Source organism: Rhizobium leguminosarum (assembly GCF_019798305.1).
GTDB lineage: Bacteria > Pseudomonadota > Alphaproteobacteria > Rhizobiales > Rhizobiaceae > Rhizobium > Rhizobium leguminosarum_U.
In genome coordinates this window covers 69,002-83,683 of the sequence record NZ_JAAXDD010000018.1, presented here as the reverse complement: position 1 = coordinate 83,683, position 14,682 = coordinate 69,002, and the positions used below count along the sequence as shown (strand labels likewise).

The following is a 14,682-nucleotide window of genomic DNA, read 5'->3' as shown; positions in this document are numbered from 1 at the left end:
TCCCGGTTCCCCAAATGGTGCCTAAAAGGAGGCCGTGATGCTGGAGCAGACAAGACAGGACGCCACATCGCCCTGGCACAAGGGCGAACTCGCCATGCAGCGCAGTGTCGGTGTCGCTGAACGCATGGACGGGCCGGGACGGAATTTCGTCCGCAAGGCCATGCCGGAGCAGCACCGCGCCTTCTTTCCGATGCTGCCTTTCGTCGTGCTTGGCGCGGTCGATGCCAAGGGCGATGTCTGGGCAACGGTGCGAGCTGAGCGCCCGGGTTTCATGGCTTCGCCGGAGCCGGAGATTCTCGAGGTCCGCCTGCCGCGCGACGCAGCCGATCCTGCCGATGCCGGCATGGAGGATGGCGACGCGATCGCGATGCTCGGCATCCAGCTCGAGACCCGGCGGCGCAACCGGCTGAACGGCGTGATCCGCAGGGCGGATGCTGGAGCTTTCCAAGTGTGCGTCGGCCAGAGCTTTGGCAATTGCCCGCAATATATCCAGCTTCGCTCTTCCGCCTTCGCCCGCGATCCCGATATACCCACGACGATGCCATCCATTCATTCCGGCCAACTCGACGATCGGGCGCGGCGGGTGATTGCGGGCGCCGATACGTTTTTCGTCGCCTCTTATGTCGACCGCGACAATGGCGAGCGGCAGGTGGACGTGTCCCATCGCGGCGGCAATGCCGGCTTCGTCCATATCGGCGCCGACGGCGTGCTGACCATTCCAGACTTTCCTGGCAATCGGTTCTTCAACACGCTCGGCAATTTCCTCGTCAACCCGAAGGCGGGGCTGGTGTTCATCGATTTCGAAAGCGGCGACATGCTGCAGATGACGGGAAAGGTCGAGGTGCTGCTGGATTCGCCTGAGATCGCCACCTTTCAACGGGCGGAAAGGCTGTGGCGTTTCACGCCCGAAGAGATCGTGCTTCGCCCAGATGCCCTGCCGCTGCGGTGGAGCCTGCATTCCAACCTCTGAGGCGAAACGCCGCTTCGAATCGGCTTGCCAATCATTGTACTGATCAGTACAATGATAACCGTTCAGTACAGGACCGCCCCGGAGAACCTATGTCCAGCCTCGTCCCACCTTTCACCCTTGAGACCGCCACCCAGAAAGTCCGTCTTGCCGAGGATGGCTGGAACAGCCGTGATCCCGAGCGCGTCTCGCTCGTCTATACGCCGGACAGCCGCTGGCGGAACCGTGCCGAATTCATCACCGGCCGCGCCGAGATCGTCGCCTTCCTCACCCGCAAATGGGCAAAGGAGCTGGATTACCGGCTGATCAAAGAGATCTGGGCCTTCACCGATCATCGCATCGCCGTGCGCTTCGCCTATGAATGGCACGATGACAGCGGCAACTGGTTCCGCTCTTATGGCAACGAGAACTGGGAGTTCGACGCGGCCGGCTTGATGCAGCGCCGCTTCGCCTGCATCAATGACCTGCCGATCCGGGAATCGGAGCGCAAGTACCACTGGCCGCTCGGCCGGCGGCCGGACGACCATCCCGGTCTGACCGAACTCGGCCTCTAAACAAGCCAAGGAAGCCGCGGGTGAAGACCGTCTATGAACGCGCCGACATCGTACCGCTGCTCGCCGAAATCTTCCGCGAGCTCGGCTATGAGGGCACGTCACTCAGCCGCATCACCGAACGCACCGGCATCGGCAAGGGCAGCCTTTACCACTTCTTTCCCGGCGGTAAGGAGGAGATGGCGGGCGCCGTGCTCGCCGATGTCGATGCCTGGTTCGAACATGCGATCTATCAGCCGCTGAGAAAGGACGACGCCGATCAGGCGATCGCGGCGATGTGGACGAATGTGAGCGATTATTTCCGCTCCGGTCGTCGCATCTGCCTCGTCGGCGCCTTTGCGCTTGACGAGACCCGCGAGCGGTTTTCAGCAGCGATCGGCAATTATTTCATCCGCTGGATCGACGCCTTGCGTTCGGCGCTGATGCGGGCAGGCTGCTCTGAGGGGGAGGCGCAAACGCTCGCCGAGGAGGGCGTCGCGGGTATTCAGGGCGCGCTGGTGCTATCGCGTGCGCTGGACGACAGGATGGTTTTCACCCGGTCCTTGGACACGCTGGCGAAACGGTTTGATTCTATGATGCGATGAGGGGCGGTCAAAGCGCTGGGACGTTTATTGTACCTATGAAAAAAATTCACCCGGCCACGAGTGACTGGCCGGGGCATTGATCGGGCGCTGCGCGGCGCTCGAGCTTACATCGGTAGCGTTTTGCGTCTATTTCAGCGTTGTTGTTGAGGCTGCTGGGCCGGGCGCGTATTTTCCCGTTCAGGGCGAACCTGGCGCCATTCGTTTTCCATCTGATCGACGACATGCTGGGGAATGGTTGTTTGGCTATTGGCGGGCGTCTGCATCGGAAGTCTCCTCTGTTCGTGGTAAGGCTTCGGGGCAAGAAGATGCATTGCATAAGACAAAAGGCGTGTAAATCAGTGGCTTAAACACTTTAAACGATTAAATGGAATTTAATCGATTAAGACGGTTTTAACCATGATATTTCGAGGGAAGCGCGGAATGGTTGTCCACATGGACCGGGCATTCTTTTTCGATACGGTACGGCACCGACTCTTCAAAGGAAACCTGACTCAGCCTCAGGTAGTGGGCATCACGGCGATTCTCGACGCTTGGGAAGAACGGTTTGCCGATGCCGACCGGCGGTGGCTCGCCTATATCCTCGCAACCGCTTATCACGAGACTGCCTATACGATGCAGCCGGTGCGTGAGACGCTGGCGGAAAGCGATGCGCGCGCGGTCGAGATCCTGGAGACGGCCTTTGCCGCAGGCCGGCTCTCCTGGGTGAAGACGCCCTACTGGCGGCCGGACGAGGATGGCTGCAGCTGGCTTGGCCGCGGCCTGGTGCAGCTCACCCACAAGCGGAACTATGAGGCGATGAGTGCGCTGACGGGGATCGACCTCGTTGCCGAACCCGACCGGGCGATGGAGATGGATGCGGCGGTGACGATCCTGATCGAAGGCATGCTGCAGGGCAGCTTTACCGGCCACAAGCTCGCCGATCATCTGGATGCAACGACCGCCGACTGGGTGAATGCGCGCCGCATCGTCAATGGCACCGACCGGGCGGAAAAGCTCGCCGCCTATGCCATGGTCTTCGATGCGGCGATACGTCCCGATGCGGCCCATGGCATGCTCGCGCGGTTGAAGGCCTGGGGCGCGCATGTTATCGCCCGGCTGACAGCTGGAGTGCGGCGCGTCCGATAGGATGCGCCAAGGTCGCTCCATCATTTTGATAAACCTGACAGGAGCTTCCGCGTGATCCGTCATATCGTCTTCTTCACCGTGCAGGAGGAACATCTGCAGGAGGTGAGGGCCGGGCTTTCTATACTGACCGGCATTCCCCATGCGCGGCTGCTGGAAATCGGTACCAATGTGAAGACCGATCAGCTGGGCACCGAGATCGATCTCGTGGTCTATGGCGAATTCGACGACGAGGCGGCCCTTGCCGCCTATAAGGCGCATCCCGATTATCAGCTCTCGATCGATCGCGTGCGGCCGCTCCGGGAAAAGCGCATCGCCGCCGATTACGACAGCCGCACGGCGGTGACGCGGCCGCTCTGAATTCCGCAAGCATCCGGCCGCAAAGCTACATTCCGTTGAATTTCAAATGGATGGATGGTTTTCCGGATTCGGATCGTCGCGAAGCTGGGTCAATTTCTGAGCCGCCGGACTCAATTTTCGAAAAAAGCGGCGGCAAGCGATTCAAAAGATTCGTCAAAAGCGGCTGCTTGTTCATGGTAGGGCCGGCCGCAGCGGGTGGACGGAAAGCCGCTCTCGTCCATGCGTGGATGATAATCAGGAAACATTAAGAATGGCTGATTCCGACGCACGGGCGCCGCGCACCAGCGCCATCAGCATCAGCACGAAGATGAGCGACAATGCCGCCAGAACGGCGCAAGCGGCGAGCGCCCGGCCGGTGCCGGCGCGGTCGAGGATGGCGGTGAAGATGACCGGGGCGACGGCGTTGGCGAGATTTTGCGGCAGCGATAGCCGGGCCGATTGCAGGCCGAATTCGCGCGGTGAGAACAGCGCCAGCGGCAGCAGCGCGCGGGCGACGGTCATGACGCCGGTGCCAAACCCGTAGAGCAGGACGAAGGTGACGAGCAGCGGCGTCGACGGGCTGGCGACCAGCATGATCAGGAAGCTCATCATCATCAGGCTGATGCCCATGACCGCGCTGAGCATGGGATTGCCGCGCCGGCCGAGCAGCATGTCGAGGAAACGCGCGGAGATGCCGAGGACGCCGCGTGCCGAGCCGAGCTGCAGCGCAAAGGCCGGCGAAGCGCCGGACTGGCGGAAGATTTCAAGCAGTGATGGCGAGATGCCGAAGGTGACGAAGGTCGAGATCGTCGTCGCCGCGGCGATCAGCAGAAAGGCTTTGCGCTGCTTGGCCTTCGACAGCGGCACCGGGGCGATTTCGGCTGTGCCGCCGTCGACATGTGTTGCGATCGGCTTCGGCAGGGCGAAAAGATGCAGCGGCAGGCAGACGAAGAATTGCAGCGCCGCACAGACCAGGAAGGTGAGGCGCCAGCCGACCGCCTCGTTGAGCAGGCTGAGAATCGGCCAGAAGATGGCGCTCGAAAGCCCGGTGAACAGCATCAGGATGGCGATGACGCGTTTGCCGTTCGCCCCTTCGCGCTCGACGACGGCGGTATAGGCCGGCGCCGAGAGGCCACATGCGCCGCCGATGCCGATGATGATCCAGGCGCCGGCATAGAGCATGATGCCGTTTGCGGCAGCCAGCAGAAGCAGGCCAAGCGCAAAGGTCAGCGAGGCGGCCGAAAGCACCCGCGCAGCACCATAGCGGCCGAGCCAGCGGCCGGTCGCCGGACCAACGATGGCGCTGACCACCATCATGATCGTCAGGCCGGCAAACACCACTTCGTTCGCCAGGCCAAGATCCGGCGCCACGACGCGGCCCATGACCCCGAGCATGTCGAATGTCGTGCCCCAGCCGATCAGCTGGGTAACGGCAAGGACGGTGACCGTCTGTGCCGAGCGGAAACGGGAGGATTTTGGCATCGGTGCTGAAACGGTCTGAAATGTGGGGCAGCAAGGGCATAACAGTTTCAACCGGCCGGTGAAAGCTGCGGGCGGCAGGAAAGAGAAGAGCGCGGCCGATTCGCAGACAAAGACTGTGGTGTCGGTCCCGCCGGTTTCCCGCCTTTACCGGAGGTGATGAAGAATGCGTGGATACCAAGGCTGATTGTATCGTTTTTGGACGCAGCGGCCGCCGCCGGAGCTTGCTGCGGCGGCGATTTAGAGGCGCTGAAACCGGCTGTCCCGAACAGTCGAGAACAGTTCTAAACACCCTGCATTACAGCGCATTCATTTGCCATTCAGGTCGCGTGAGTACATATTCGGGGCAAGTTGGCATTACCTTGAAAGCATAACACATGGCCTTTCCTCTGAGCGTCGCAGCATTGGCCGCCGGACTGGTGGTATCGGCGCCCTCACCGGACGCCGCGGGCACTTTTGTCGTGCGTATTGGAGGCGATTGCAGCGCCGCCGCAGCCCAGGTCGTCGAGCAGACGGGCGGCCAGCTCCTGTCCGTGCAACCGGTGGGCGATACCTGTATCATCACCGTTCTTGTGCAGGGCAATGGCCAGCGCCCACGCAAAGTCACGGTAAAGGTTCCGATGTAGGCGGAATCGGCTTATTCAGGACATTGATCGATTTGAAGCGGACGAAGGCGGACCGATGCGCATCCTGGTAGTCGAAGACGACGTTAATCTGAACCGGCAGTTGGCCGACACGCTGAAGGAGGCGGGCTATGTCGTCGACCAGGCGTTCGACGGCGAGGAAGGTCATTTCCTCGGCGACACCGAACCCTATGACGCCATCATCCTCGATATCGGCCTGCCGGAGATGGACGGGGTCACCGTTCTTGAAAAATGGCGCGGCGCCGGCCGCGGCGTGCCGGTGCTGATCCTGACGGCGCGCGACCGCTGGAGCGACAAGGTCGCCGGCATCGACGCCGGTGCCGACGACTACGTCACCAAGCCCTTCCACGTCGAGGAAGTGCTGGCCCGCATTCGGGCGCTGATCCGGCGCGCAGCCGGGCATTCCTCATCCGAGATCATCTGCGGGCCGGTGCGGCTCGATACCAAATCCTCGAAGGCGACGGTCAATGGTACGACACTGAAGCTGACCTCGCACGAATATCGCCTGCTTTCCTATCTCATGCATCACATGGGCGAGGTCGTCTCGCGCACGGAACTGGTCGAACATATGTACGACCAGGATTTCGACCGTGATTCCAACACGATCGAGGTCTTCGTCGGTCGCCTGCGCAAGAAAATGGGGGTCGACCTGATCGAAACGGTGCGCGGTCTCGGTTACCGTATCCAAGCGCCGAAACATGCGAACTAAGTCGCTCACCGCACGTGTGTTGTTGCTGACCACGGTCTGGTCGACGGTGGCGCTGGTGGTGATCGGTCTGCTGATCTCCACCCTCTACCGCAAGAGCGCCGAACGCGGTTTCCAGGATCTGTTGCGGGCGCAGCTCTACAACGTCATCAATTCGGTGACGATCGGCGATCAGGGCGCGCTCAGCGGCAGCCCGCAGCTCGGCGATCTGCGTTTTGCCCAGCCGAAGACCGGCTGGTACTGGGTGGTGGAGCCGCTCGGCACCTATACGACCGCACCGCTGGTGTCGCCTTCGCTCGGCTCGGCGCTCATTGCGGTTCCCTCCGTCGTCGAAGCGCCCTTCGACAAGAATTACGAGCGCTACTACCAGGTGACGGATGCTTCCGGGAACCGCGTGCAGGTGGCCGAAACCGAAGTGGTGCTCGATACCGACGGGCGCGCGGCGCGCTTCCGCGTCACCGGCAACGTCGATGTCGTCGAAGACGACGTGCGCACCTTTTCCCACAGCCTCTATCTGGCGCTCGCCGGTTTCGGCGTCGGCAGCCTGATCGTCAACGCGCTGGCGATTCTCTACGGCCTGAAGCCGCTCGACAAGGCACGCGCCGCGCTGGAGCGCATCCGCGCCGGCGAGAGCGAACAGCTGAAAGGCGACTTCCCGCGCGAAATCCTGCCGCTCGCCAACGAGGTGAACGCGCTGATCGACAGCAATCGCCGCATCGTCGAGCGAGCCCGCATGCAGGTCGGCAATCTCGCGCATTCGCTGAAGACGCCGATCGCCGTGCTCCTCAACGAGGCGCGCGTGCTCGAAAAATCCCATGGCGAGCTGGTGCGCAGCCAGGCGGAAGCGATGCAGGGGCAGGTGCAGTCCTATCTCAATCGGGCGCGCATCGCCGCGCAGCGCGAATCCGTGCTCGCCCGCACCGATGCCGAGCCGGCGCTCGAGCGGCTGGTGCGCGTCATGCGCCGGCTGAACGTCGATACCGAATTCGATCTGGTCGTCTCGCCGCCGCATCTGGCCGTTGCCATGGAGCAGCAGGATCTCGAGGAGACCGTCGGCAATCTCCTGGAAAATGCGGCGCGTTTTGCCAAGAGCAGAGTGCGGCTCTCGGCCGTCGAGGCCGGCGAGGATGTGAAGGGGGTTGAGGCGAGCGCGCGCCGCCACTGGGTGGAACTCGCCGTCGAGGATGACGGGCCGGGCCTGGAGCCGGATCAGATCCGCGAGGCGCTGAAGCGCGGCCGCAGGCTCGACGAAAGCAAGCCGGGAACCGGGCTCGGCCTTTCAATCGTCACCGAGATTTCCAATGAGTACCAGGGACGGCTCGAGCTTTCCCGCGGTGAATGGGGCGGGCTGAAGGCGAAGCTTATCCTGCCTGGCATCACAAAGGATGTTGCATGAGCAACTGCTTGATGTCACAAAGATACTGGCAAATGCATAGCATGCTTTGCCTTAATGCTGACACGGGGACGCTGCACTTCGATCGGCTGAAATTGACCCCTGATCGTGGTTCGACGCAATGATTTTACGCTCGCAAGGCATGATCGTTTCCGCTCTTCTCGTCGCCGTCGCGCTGTCCGGCTGCACGACGACGAAGAGTGCCGCCTCGCGCGGCATTTTTTCGAGAAAGCCCTCGGCATCGGCCGCCTTCATCACCGCGATGCAGGGCGGCATCGTCGGCCGCAGCGGCGTGAGCTTGACCGACAGCGACAAGCAGCGGGCGCTTGAGGCGGAATATCGGGCCCTGGAAGGGGCCGCCGTCGGCCAGCCGGTGCTCTGGACCGGCAAGGACGTGACCGGCAAGGTCGTCGCGGCTGCACCCTATCAGGTCGGTTCGCAGAACTGCCGGCAATATACCCATGCGCTGACCGTCGACGGCAAGGACACCGTGGCGCGGGGCGCTGCCTGCCGCAACGACGACGGCAGCTGGTCGCCGCTCTGATCTGAATTGCGGCTTATAGCCTCAAATCTTCGTCATTCCGGCTTTGGCAGTTGGAATGACGGCGCGCTTCACGTATTTGGGCGATATGCTGTTCTGGATTCTCGTTGCCGTTATGACGGCAGCCCTCGCCGTTATCCTGCTCTACCCCCTTCTGCGCGGAGCGAAGGCGGCGGATAATATCCGTGCGGGCGAGACTGCCGTCTATCGCGACCAGTTGCGCGAACTCGACCGCGATCTCGATGGCGGGCTGATCACCCCGGAAGAGGCTGATTATGCCAGGGCGGAAATCGGCCGGCGGCTGATCGCCGTCTCTGCCGACGAGCCGGCTGAGACACTGAAACCCGCGCGGCATCATCGTTTCACCGAGGCCTTCGTCCTCCTGCTCCTGCCGGTTCTCGGCCTCTGTCTTTATTTGACGACCGGCAGGCCGGACCTGCCCTCGCAGCCGCTGGAAGCGCGGCTGGAAAACCCTGGCAACGACGTGGCGGTGCTGATCACCAAGGCGGAACGGCACCTGGCTGAGAAACCTGATGACGGCAAGGGCTGGGACGTGCTGGCGCCGATCTATTTCCGCACGATGCGCGTCAGCGACGCGCAAGTGGCCTACCGCAACGCCATCCGGCTTCTCGGCCCGAGCCCGGTCCGGCTCGATGGCCTTGCCGAGACGCTGATGGCGGTCTCCGACGGGGTGGTGACGGAGGAGGCGCGCCAGGTGCTGGAACAATCGCTGACGCTGGAGCCTGACAATCCGCGCGCCCGTTTCTATATCGCCCTCAGCATGGAGCAGGCGGGGCGGCCAGATGAGGCCCGCCAGGCCTTTGAGGCGCTGGCAAAACAATCGCCGACCGATGCGCCCTGGCTGCCGCTGGTCAACCAGCATATAGCCATGAACGGCGGCGCGCCGGCAGGCGCCGATCCGGCTGCCCCGGGCGCCAATCCGGCTGACCCGAGTACCAATCCAAGCGCCCCGGGCAATCCCACGCAGCAGGATGTGGCGGCAGCCAAGACCATGAACGCCGGCGACCGGCAGCAGATGATCCGCGGCATGGTCGAGAGCCTCGATGCCAAGCTCAGCGAGGATCCGAACAATTTCGAGGGATGGATGCGGCTCGTCCGCTCTTACGCCATATTGAACGACAAGGATCGCGCCGCCGGCGCCCTGAAGCGCGGGCTTGCGGCCTTTCCGCCGCCCGGCGAACAGGGCAGGCAATTGCTGGCGCTTGCCAGGGAACTCGGCATAGCCACGGAGGAAGCGACGCAATGACGCGCAAGCAGAAGCGCCTGGCGGTGATTGCGGGCGGCATGGGCTTCATTGCCGCCGCCGTGCTGCTGGCGATGTTCGCCTTCAGCCAGTCGGTCGCCTATTTCTACATGCCGGCGGATCTGGCCAAGACGCCGGTGGCGCCGGAAACCCGCATCCGCCTTGGCGGCCTGGTCGGTGAGGGCAGTGTCGTGCGCGGCACCGGCTCGACGGTGGAATTTGCCGTCACCGACGGCAGCGCCAATGCCGTGAAGGTTAAATATTCCGGCATCCTGCCCGATCTCTTCCGCGAGGGCCAGGGCGTCGTCACCGAGGGCATGTTTGCCGCTGGCACGAACGTCTTCGTCGCCGACACCGTGCTTGCCAAGCATGACGAGACCTATATGCCGAAGGACGTGGCCGACAGGCTCAAAGCCCAGGGGCTGTGGAAGGAAGGTCAACGGCAGGAAAGTCGGGGACAGGAAGTGAAGGCGACGCCATGATCATCGAGATCGGCCATTACGCGCTGGTGCTGGCGCTGGCCACGGCGCTCATCCTCTCCATCGTGCCGGTGATCGGAGCCCGTCGTCACGACCGGGCGATGATGGATGTGGCGACGGTCGGCTCGCTGGCGATGTTTGCGCTTGTGGCCTTCTCCTTCGCCGTGCTGACTTATGCCCATGTCGTCTCGGATTTCTCGGTCGAGAATGTCTGGGAGAATTCGCATTCGCTGGTGCCGCTGATCTACAAATACTCCGGCGTCTGGGGTAATCACGAGGGATCGATGATGCTCTGGCTGTTGATCCTGACGCTGTTCAGCGCGCTGGTCGCCGTCTTCGGCCGCAATCTGCCGGAGACGCTGAAGGCCAATGTGCTTGCCGTGCAGGCCTGGATTTCGGTGGCCTTCACGCTGTTCATCCTGCTGACCTCCAATCCTTTCCTGCGGCTTGACCCGGCGCCGGCCGAGGGCCGCGATCTCAACCCGGTGCTTCAGGATGTTGGCCTGGCGATCCACCCGCCGCTGCTCTATCTCGGTTATGTCGGCTTCTCCGTCTGCTTCTCCTTTGCCGTCGCTGCGCTCCTGGAAGGGCGCATCGACGCCGCCTGGGCACGCTGGGTGCGGCCCTGGACGCTGGCCGCCTGGACCTTTCTGACGCTTGGCATCGCCATGGGCTCCTACTGGGCCTATTACGAGCTCGGCTGGGGCGGCTGGTGGTTCTGGGACCCGGTGGAAAACGCCTCCTTCATGCCGTGGCTGGCCGGCACCGCTCTGCTGCATTCGGCGCTTGTCATGGAAAAGCGCGAGGCGCTGAAGATCTGGACGGTGCTGCTCGCCATCCTGACCTTCTCGCTGTCGCTGATGGGCACCTTCCTGGTGCGCTCCGGCGTGCTGACCTCGGTGCATGCCTTTGCCAGCGACCCCTCCCGCGGCGTCTTCATTCTCTGCATCCTGCTGATCTTCATCGGCGGGGCGCTGTCGCTGTTTGCCTTCCGGGCGCCGAAGCTTGCGGCCGGCGGGCTGTTTGCGCCGATTTCGCGTGAGGGCGCGCTCGTCGTCAACAATCTGATCCTGACGGTCGCCTGCGGCACGGTGCTCACCGGCACGCTCTATCCGCTGCTGTTGGAAACGCTGACCGGCGACAAGATCTCCGTCGGGCCGCCCTTCTTCAACCTGACCTTCGGCCTGCTGATGGCGCCGCTGATCGTCATCGTACCGTTCGGGCCGATGCTGGCCTGGAAGCGCGGCGATCTGCTGGGTGCCCTGCAGCGACTCTATGTCGTCGCGGGTCTCGCCTTCCTTGCCGCGGTGATCTTCTTCTATATCGAACATGGCGGGCCGGTGCTTTCGGTGCTCGGCCTGGCTGCCGGGCTGTTCCTGATCCTCGGTGCCGTCGCCGATCTCTGGTATCGCGCCGGTATCGGCAAGGTCGCGGGCAGCCTCGCCTGGCGCCGGCTTTCCGGCCTGCCGCGTTCGGCCTTCGGCACGGCCCTTGCCCATGCCGGGCTCGGCGTCACCGTGCTCGGCATCGTCGCGGTCACGACCTTCCAGAGCGAACGCGTCATCGAGATGAAGCCCGGCGAGGTGACCGAGGCCGGCGGTTACAGCCTGCATTTCGACGGCATGCAGCCGGGGACCGGGCCGAACTATACCGAGGAGCGCGGCCACTTCACCATCCGGCGTGCCGGTGTCGCGGTTGCCGATACCTGGTCGGCCAAGCGCCTTTATACCGCCCGGCAGACGCCGACGACGGAGGCGGGTATTCTGACCTTCGGGCTCAGCCAGCTCTATGTCTCGCTCGGTGACGCCACCAAGGACGGCGGCATCGTCGTGCGCATCTGGTGGAAGCCGTTCATTCTCTGCATCTGGGGCGGAGCGGTGATCATGGCCTTTGGCGGCCTCGTCTCGCTCAGCGACCGGCGCCTGCGTGTCGGTGCGCCGCGCCGCAAGGCGAAGCCGGCAAGGCCGGCAGCTCCCGCAATGGAGCCGGCCGAATGATGCGCTCACGGCCTCCCTCATTCCTGTGCTTGTCACAGGAATCCAGCGCGCCCAAGTCCTTGGGCGCTGGAGACTCTTATTTGCAAAAAGGTTCATTCACGGCGCAGACGCGCCGTGGCTGGATTCCTGTGACATCCCTCGGGTTAAACCCGAGGACAGGAATGAGGGGAGGAGTGGTTCGGCGCATTCAGCAGATGTCGTCTTTTCTCTCTCGGTTCCTCATCGTCCTTTTCATTCTCTTCGCGCCCGCCCCCGCCTTTGCCGTCAATCCGGATGAGGTGCTGGCCGACCCGGCGCTCGAGGCCCGCGCCCGCGCGCTTTCGGCGGAACTGCGCTGCATGGTCTGCCAAAACCAGTCGATCGACGATTCCAACGCCGATCTGGCCAAGGACCTGCGCCTGCTGGTGCGCGAGCGCATCACCGATGGCGACAGCGACGAGGCGGCGCTGACCTATATCGTCTCGCGCTACGGCGAGTTCGTGCTTTTGAAGCCGCGTGTCAGCATGAAGACCGTGCTGCTCTGGGGTGCACCGCTGCTGCTGGTGCTTGCGGGCGGACTGTCACTGCTGGTCTTCGCGCGCAAGAGGGCCGGCAAGCCGACCGGCAGCAAGCTGACGTCCGATGAGCAGGCGAAGCTGAGCGAGCTTCTGAAGAAATAGCCGATCAGCCTGAGCCAGTTGGCCGCATCCAGGCCGCCAGAGAAGCCAGCGGCGCGTTTTGGCCGAAAGCAAACCTTGCAAACATTACCAACTTTTCATTGGCCGGACAGTTCGCAGTAAGGTGCGACGTCCTATATCCTTAGTCATCGACTGATCCGGCGGCGCCGGTCTGAAGATCTAGAGCAATTCCAGCAAAAGTGCGCAGCGGTTTTGCGTCCGGAATTGCGCAAAACAAAAGTGGAGCATTTCCATGAGAAATCGGGAACGCTCTAGAAACAAGAGAAGGTGCTCCAATGCTCAAGAATTTCAACGGACGTCCGTCCCTCGCCACCGTGCTCAAGGCTTCTACCGTCGCCGGTATCGCAGCCGCTGTGCTCGCAACCGGCGTTCCGCTCGAAATCACCCAGTCTTATGCCGAAGCTGTCAAGGTTCAGGCGCCAGCCGTTCCAAGCTTCGCCAATGTCGTCGATGCCGTTTCGCCGGCCGTCGTTTCAGTCCGGGTCGAAAACCGCGTCAATCCCGTCGCTGACAACAATGAAGGCTTCTCCTTTGATTTCAATGGTCGCGGCTTCGATGACCTTCCCGACGATCATCCGCTGAAGCGGTTCTTCAAGCAGTTCGGCCAGGATCCGAATGATCAGCAGGGTCATCAACGGCGCTTCGGCCAGAACGGCCCGAATGGTGGTCCGAACGGTCCGGCAGGCAAGGGTCGGCTCCGCCCCGTCGCCCAGGGCTCCGGCTTCTTCATCTCCGAGGACGGCTACATCGTTACCAACAATCACGTCGTTTCCGATGGCCAGGCCTTCGTCGCTGTCATGAATGACGGCACCGAGCTCGATGCCAAGCTGATCGGCAAGGATCCGCGCACCGACCTCGCCGTGCTGAAGGTCGACGGCAAGGGCAAGAAGTTCACCTACGTCAACTGGGCCGACGACAATAACGTCCGCGTTGGCGACTGGGTCGTTGCCGTCGGCAATCCCTTCGGCCTCGGCGGCACGGTCACAGCCGGCATCATCTCGGCCCGCGGCCGCGATATCGGCTCCGGTCCTTATGACGATTACCTGCAGGTGGATGCCGCCGTGAACCGCGGCAACTCCGGCGGTCCGACCTTCAACCTGAGCGGCGAAGTCGTCGGCATCAATACCGCGATCTTCTCGCCGTCGGGCGGCAGCGTCGGCATTGCCTTCGCCATTCCCGCCTCGACCGCCAAGGACGTCGTTGCCGATCTGATGAAGGACGGCCAGGTCTCGCGCGGTTGGCTGGGTGTCCAGATCCAGCCGGTGACCAAGGATATCGCCGAGTCCATCGGCCTTTCCGAGCCGAGCGGCGCCCTCGTTGTCGCCCCGCAGGCCGGTTCACCGGGTGACAAGGCCGGGATGAAGGCCGGCGACGTCGTCACCGCACTGAATGGTGAGACGATCAAGGATGCCCGTGATCTCAGCCGCCGTATCGGCGCAATGCAACCGGGCAGCAAGGTCGAGCTTTCGGTCTGGCGCGCCGGCAAGGCCCAGCCTCTCACCGTCGAACTCGGCACGCTGCCGGCCGACCAGAAGGATGCGTCTGCCGATGACAACAACCAGCCACAGCAGCCTGAGGCACCGGCTTCCGAGAAGGCGCTTGCTGATCTCGGCCTGACGGTCGGTCCTTCCGACGACGGCAAGGGCCTGGCGATCACCGGCATCGACCCGGACTCCGAGGCTGCCGACAAGGGCATCAAGGAAGGCGAGAAGATCACCTCGGTCAACAACCAGGAAGTCTCCAGCCCGGATGATGTCGTCAAGATGCTGAACCAGGCCAAGAAGGACGGCCGCACTCGGGCACTCTTCCAGATCCAGTCCAGTGAAGGAAGCCGTTTCGTCGCGCTTCCGATCAACGGCCAGGGCTGATCTCAAGAAAACGCGAGCCGTGCGGACGAACTCCGCACGGCTCGATTCTTCTGACCTTTGAAGGGTGATCG

16 protein-coding genes are annotated in these 14,682 nt (G+C 63.0%); 14 read left to right on the top strand and 2 right to left on the bottom strand.

Going from position 1 to position 14,682, the window contains the following annotated elements:
- Window positions 1-37 precede the first annotated feature (37 nt).
- The 3 genes from HFO99_RS27985 to HFO99_RS27975 all read left to right on the top strand — a co-directional run bounded on the left by HFO99_RS27985 (window position 38) and on the right by HFO99_RS27975 (window position 2,102).
- Entirely contained in the window at window positions 38-970 is a 933-nt protein-coding gene (locus HFO99_RS27985) for a pyridoxamine 5'-phosphate oxidase family protein (protein WP_222364917.1), read from the top strand.
- Between the two features lie 89 nt (window positions 971-1,059).
- On the top strand, window positions 1,060-1,521 hold the full coding sequence (locus HFO99_RS27980) for a DUF1348 family protein (protein ID WP_017963583.1): 462 nt from the start codon (window positions 1,060-1,062) through the stop codon (window positions 1,519-1,521).
- 20 nt (window positions 1,522-1,541) lie between these two features.
- Window positions 1,542-2,102, top strand: coding sequence for a TetR/AcrR family transcriptional regulator (locus HFO99_RS27975; RefSeq protein WP_222364915.1), 561 nt, complete (start codon window positions 1,542-1,544; stop codon window positions 2,100-2,102).
- Window positions 2,103-2,233: 131 nt separating this feature from the next.
- Here the strand turns inward: HFO99_RS27975 and HFO99_RS33695 are convergent, their stop codons facing one another.
- Window positions 2,234-2,365, bottom strand: a complete 132-nt coding sequence (locus HFO99_RS33695; protein ID WP_003546730.1) for a hypothetical protein — start codon at window positions 2,363-2,365, stop codon at window positions 2,234-2,236.
- Window positions 2,366-2,522: 157 nt separating this feature from the next.
- On the opposite strand from HFO99_RS33695, the gene HFO99_RS27970 reads away from it, so the two are divergent.
- Both HFO99_RS27970 and HFO99_RS27965 read left to right on the top strand, forming a co-directional pair.
- Window positions 2,523-3,227 (top strand): hypothetical protein, encoded by a 705-nt coding sequence (locus tag HFO99_RS27970; protein ID WP_222364913.1) that lies wholly within the window; start codon window positions 2,523-2,525, stop codon window positions 3,225-3,227.
- Window positions 3,228-3,278: 51 nt separating this feature from the next.
- Entirely contained in the window at window positions 3,279-3,584 is a 306-nt protein-coding gene (locus HFO99_RS27965) for a Dabb family protein (protein WP_003546748.1), read from the top strand.
- A 234-nt stretch (window positions 3,585-3,818) separates the two neighbouring features.
- On the opposite strand, the gene HFO99_RS27960 is transcribed toward HFO99_RS27965, so the two are convergent.
- Window positions 3,819-5,045 (bottom strand): MFS transporter, encoded by a 1,227-nt coding sequence (locus HFO99_RS27960; protein WP_222364911.1) that lies wholly within the window; start codon window positions 5,043-5,045, stop codon window positions 3,819-3,821.
- Between the two features lie 374 nt (window positions 5,046-5,419).
- Between HFO99_RS27960 and HFO99_RS27955 the strand changes: the two genes are divergently transcribed.
- From HFO99_RS27955 to HFO99_RS27915, 9 genes are all read left to right on the top strand, one after another.
- Window positions 5,420-5,668 carry a hypothetical protein gene (locus tag HFO99_RS27955; protein ID WP_027665150.1) on the top strand — a complete coding sequence of 83 codons (249 nt, stop codon included), beginning with the start codon at window positions 5,420-5,422 and terminating at the stop codon, window positions 5,666-5,668.
- A gap of 55 nt (window positions 5,669-5,723) precedes the next feature.
- Window positions 5,724-6,395, top strand: coding sequence for a response regulator transcription factor (locus HFO99_RS27950; protein ID WP_003546765.1), 672 nt, complete (start codon window positions 5,724-5,726; stop codon window positions 6,393-6,395).
- Window positions 6,385-7,788 (top strand): sensor histidine kinase, encoded by a 1,404-nt coding sequence (locus tag HFO99_RS27945; RefSeq protein WP_222364908.1) that lies wholly within the window; start codon window positions 6,385-6,387, stop codon window positions 7,786-7,788. Before HFO99_RS27950 ends, HFO99_RS27945 begins: the two co-directional genes overlap by 11 nt.
- Before the next feature lie 118 nt (window positions 7,789-7,906).
- Entirely contained in the window at window positions 7,907-8,329 is a 423-nt protein-coding gene (locus HFO99_RS27940; protein WP_222332834.1) for a hypothetical protein, read from the top strand.
- Between the two features lie 55 nt (window positions 8,330-8,384).
- Entirely contained in the window at window positions 8,385-9,593 is a 1,209-nt protein-coding gene (ccmI, locus tag HFO99_RS27935; protein WP_222252701.1) for a c-type cytochrome biogenesis protein CcmI, read from the top strand.
- Window positions 9,590-10,072 (top strand): cytochrome c maturation protein CcmE, encoded by a 483-nt coding sequence (gene ccmE / locus HFO99_RS27930; protein WP_222252702.1) that lies wholly within the window; start codon window positions 9,590-9,592, stop codon window positions 10,070-10,072. Before ccmI ends, ccmE begins: the two co-directional genes overlap by 4 nt.
- The gene (locus tag HFO99_RS27925; RefSeq protein ID WP_222252703.1) at window positions 10,069-12,066 is read left to right on the top strand and encodes a heme lyase CcmF/NrfE family subunit; all 1,998 of its coding nucleotides are present in this window, start codon (window positions 10,069-10,071) and stop codon (window positions 12,064-12,066) included. Before ccmE ends, HFO99_RS27925 begins: the two co-directional genes overlap by 4 nt.
- Before the next feature lie 194 nt (window positions 12,067-12,260).
- Window positions 12,261-12,725 (top strand): cytochrome c-type biogenesis protein CcmH, encoded by a 465-nt coding sequence (locus tag HFO99_RS27920; protein WP_222364907.1) that lies wholly within the window; start codon window positions 12,261-12,263, stop codon window positions 12,723-12,725.
- A gap of 293 nt (window positions 12,726-13,018) precedes the next feature.
- Complete coding sequence (locus tag HFO99_RS27915) at window positions 13,019-14,611, top strand: Do family serine endopeptidase (RefSeq protein ID WP_222332839.1); 1,593 nt, start codon at window positions 13,019-13,021, stop codon at window positions 14,609-14,611.
- The last annotated feature ends 71 nt before the right edge of the window (window positions 14,612-14,682 follow it).

Coding starts and splice junctions, on each gene's coding strand:
- HFO99_RS27945 (WP_222364908.1), top strand. CDS start 6,385: ATGCGAACTAAGTCGCTCACCGCACGTGTGTTGTTGCTGACCACGGTC.
- HFO99_RS27970 (WP_222364913.1), top strand. CDS start 2,523: ATGGTTGTCCACATGGACCGGGCATTCTTTTTCGATACGGTACGGCAC.
- HFO99_RS27925 (WP_222252703.1), top strand. CDS start 10,069: ATGATCATCGAGATCGGCCATTACGCGCTGGTGCTGGCGCTGGCCACG.
- HFO99_RS27920 (WP_222364907.1), top strand. CDS start 12,261: ATGTCGTCTTTTCTCTCTCGGTTCCTCATCGTCCTTTTCATTCTCTTC.
- HFO99_RS27940 (WP_222332834.1), top strand. CDS start 7,907: ATGATTTTACGCTCGCAAGGCATGATCGTTTCCGCTCTTCTCGTCGCC.
- ccmE (WP_222252702.1), top strand. CDS start 9,590: ATGACGCGCAAGCAGAAGCGCCTGGCGGTGATTGCGGGCGGCATGGGC.
- HFO99_RS27980 (WP_017963583.1), top strand. CDS start 1,060: ATGTCCAGCCTCGTCCCACCTTTCACCCTTGAGACCGCCACCCAGAAA.
- HFO99_RS27955 (WP_027665150.1), top strand. CDS start 5,420: ATGGCCTTTCCTCTGAGCGTCGCAGCATTGGCCGCCGGACTGGTGGTA.
- ccmI (WP_222252701.1), top strand. CDS start 8,385: ATGACGGCGCGCTTCACGTATTTGGGCGATATGCTGTTCTGGATTCTC.
- HFO99_RS27915 (WP_222332839.1), top strand. CDS start 13,019: ATGCTCAAGAATTTCAACGGACGTCCGTCCCTCGCCACCGTGCTCAAG.
- HFO99_RS27950 (WP_003546765.1), top strand. CDS start 5,724: ATGCGCATCCTGGTAGTCGAAGACGACGTTAATCTGAACCGGCAGTTG.
- HFO99_RS27960 (WP_222364911.1), bottom strand. CDS start 5,045: ATGCCAAAATCCTCCCGTTTCCGCTCGGCACAGACGGTCACCGTCCTT.
- HFO99_RS33695 (WP_003546730.1), bottom strand. CDS start 2,365: ATGCAGACGCCCGCCAATAGCCAAACAACCATTCCCCAGCATGTCGTC.
- HFO99_RS27985 (WP_222364917.1), top strand. CDS start 38: ATGCTGGAGCAGACAAGACAGGACGCCACATCGCCCTGGCACAAGGGC.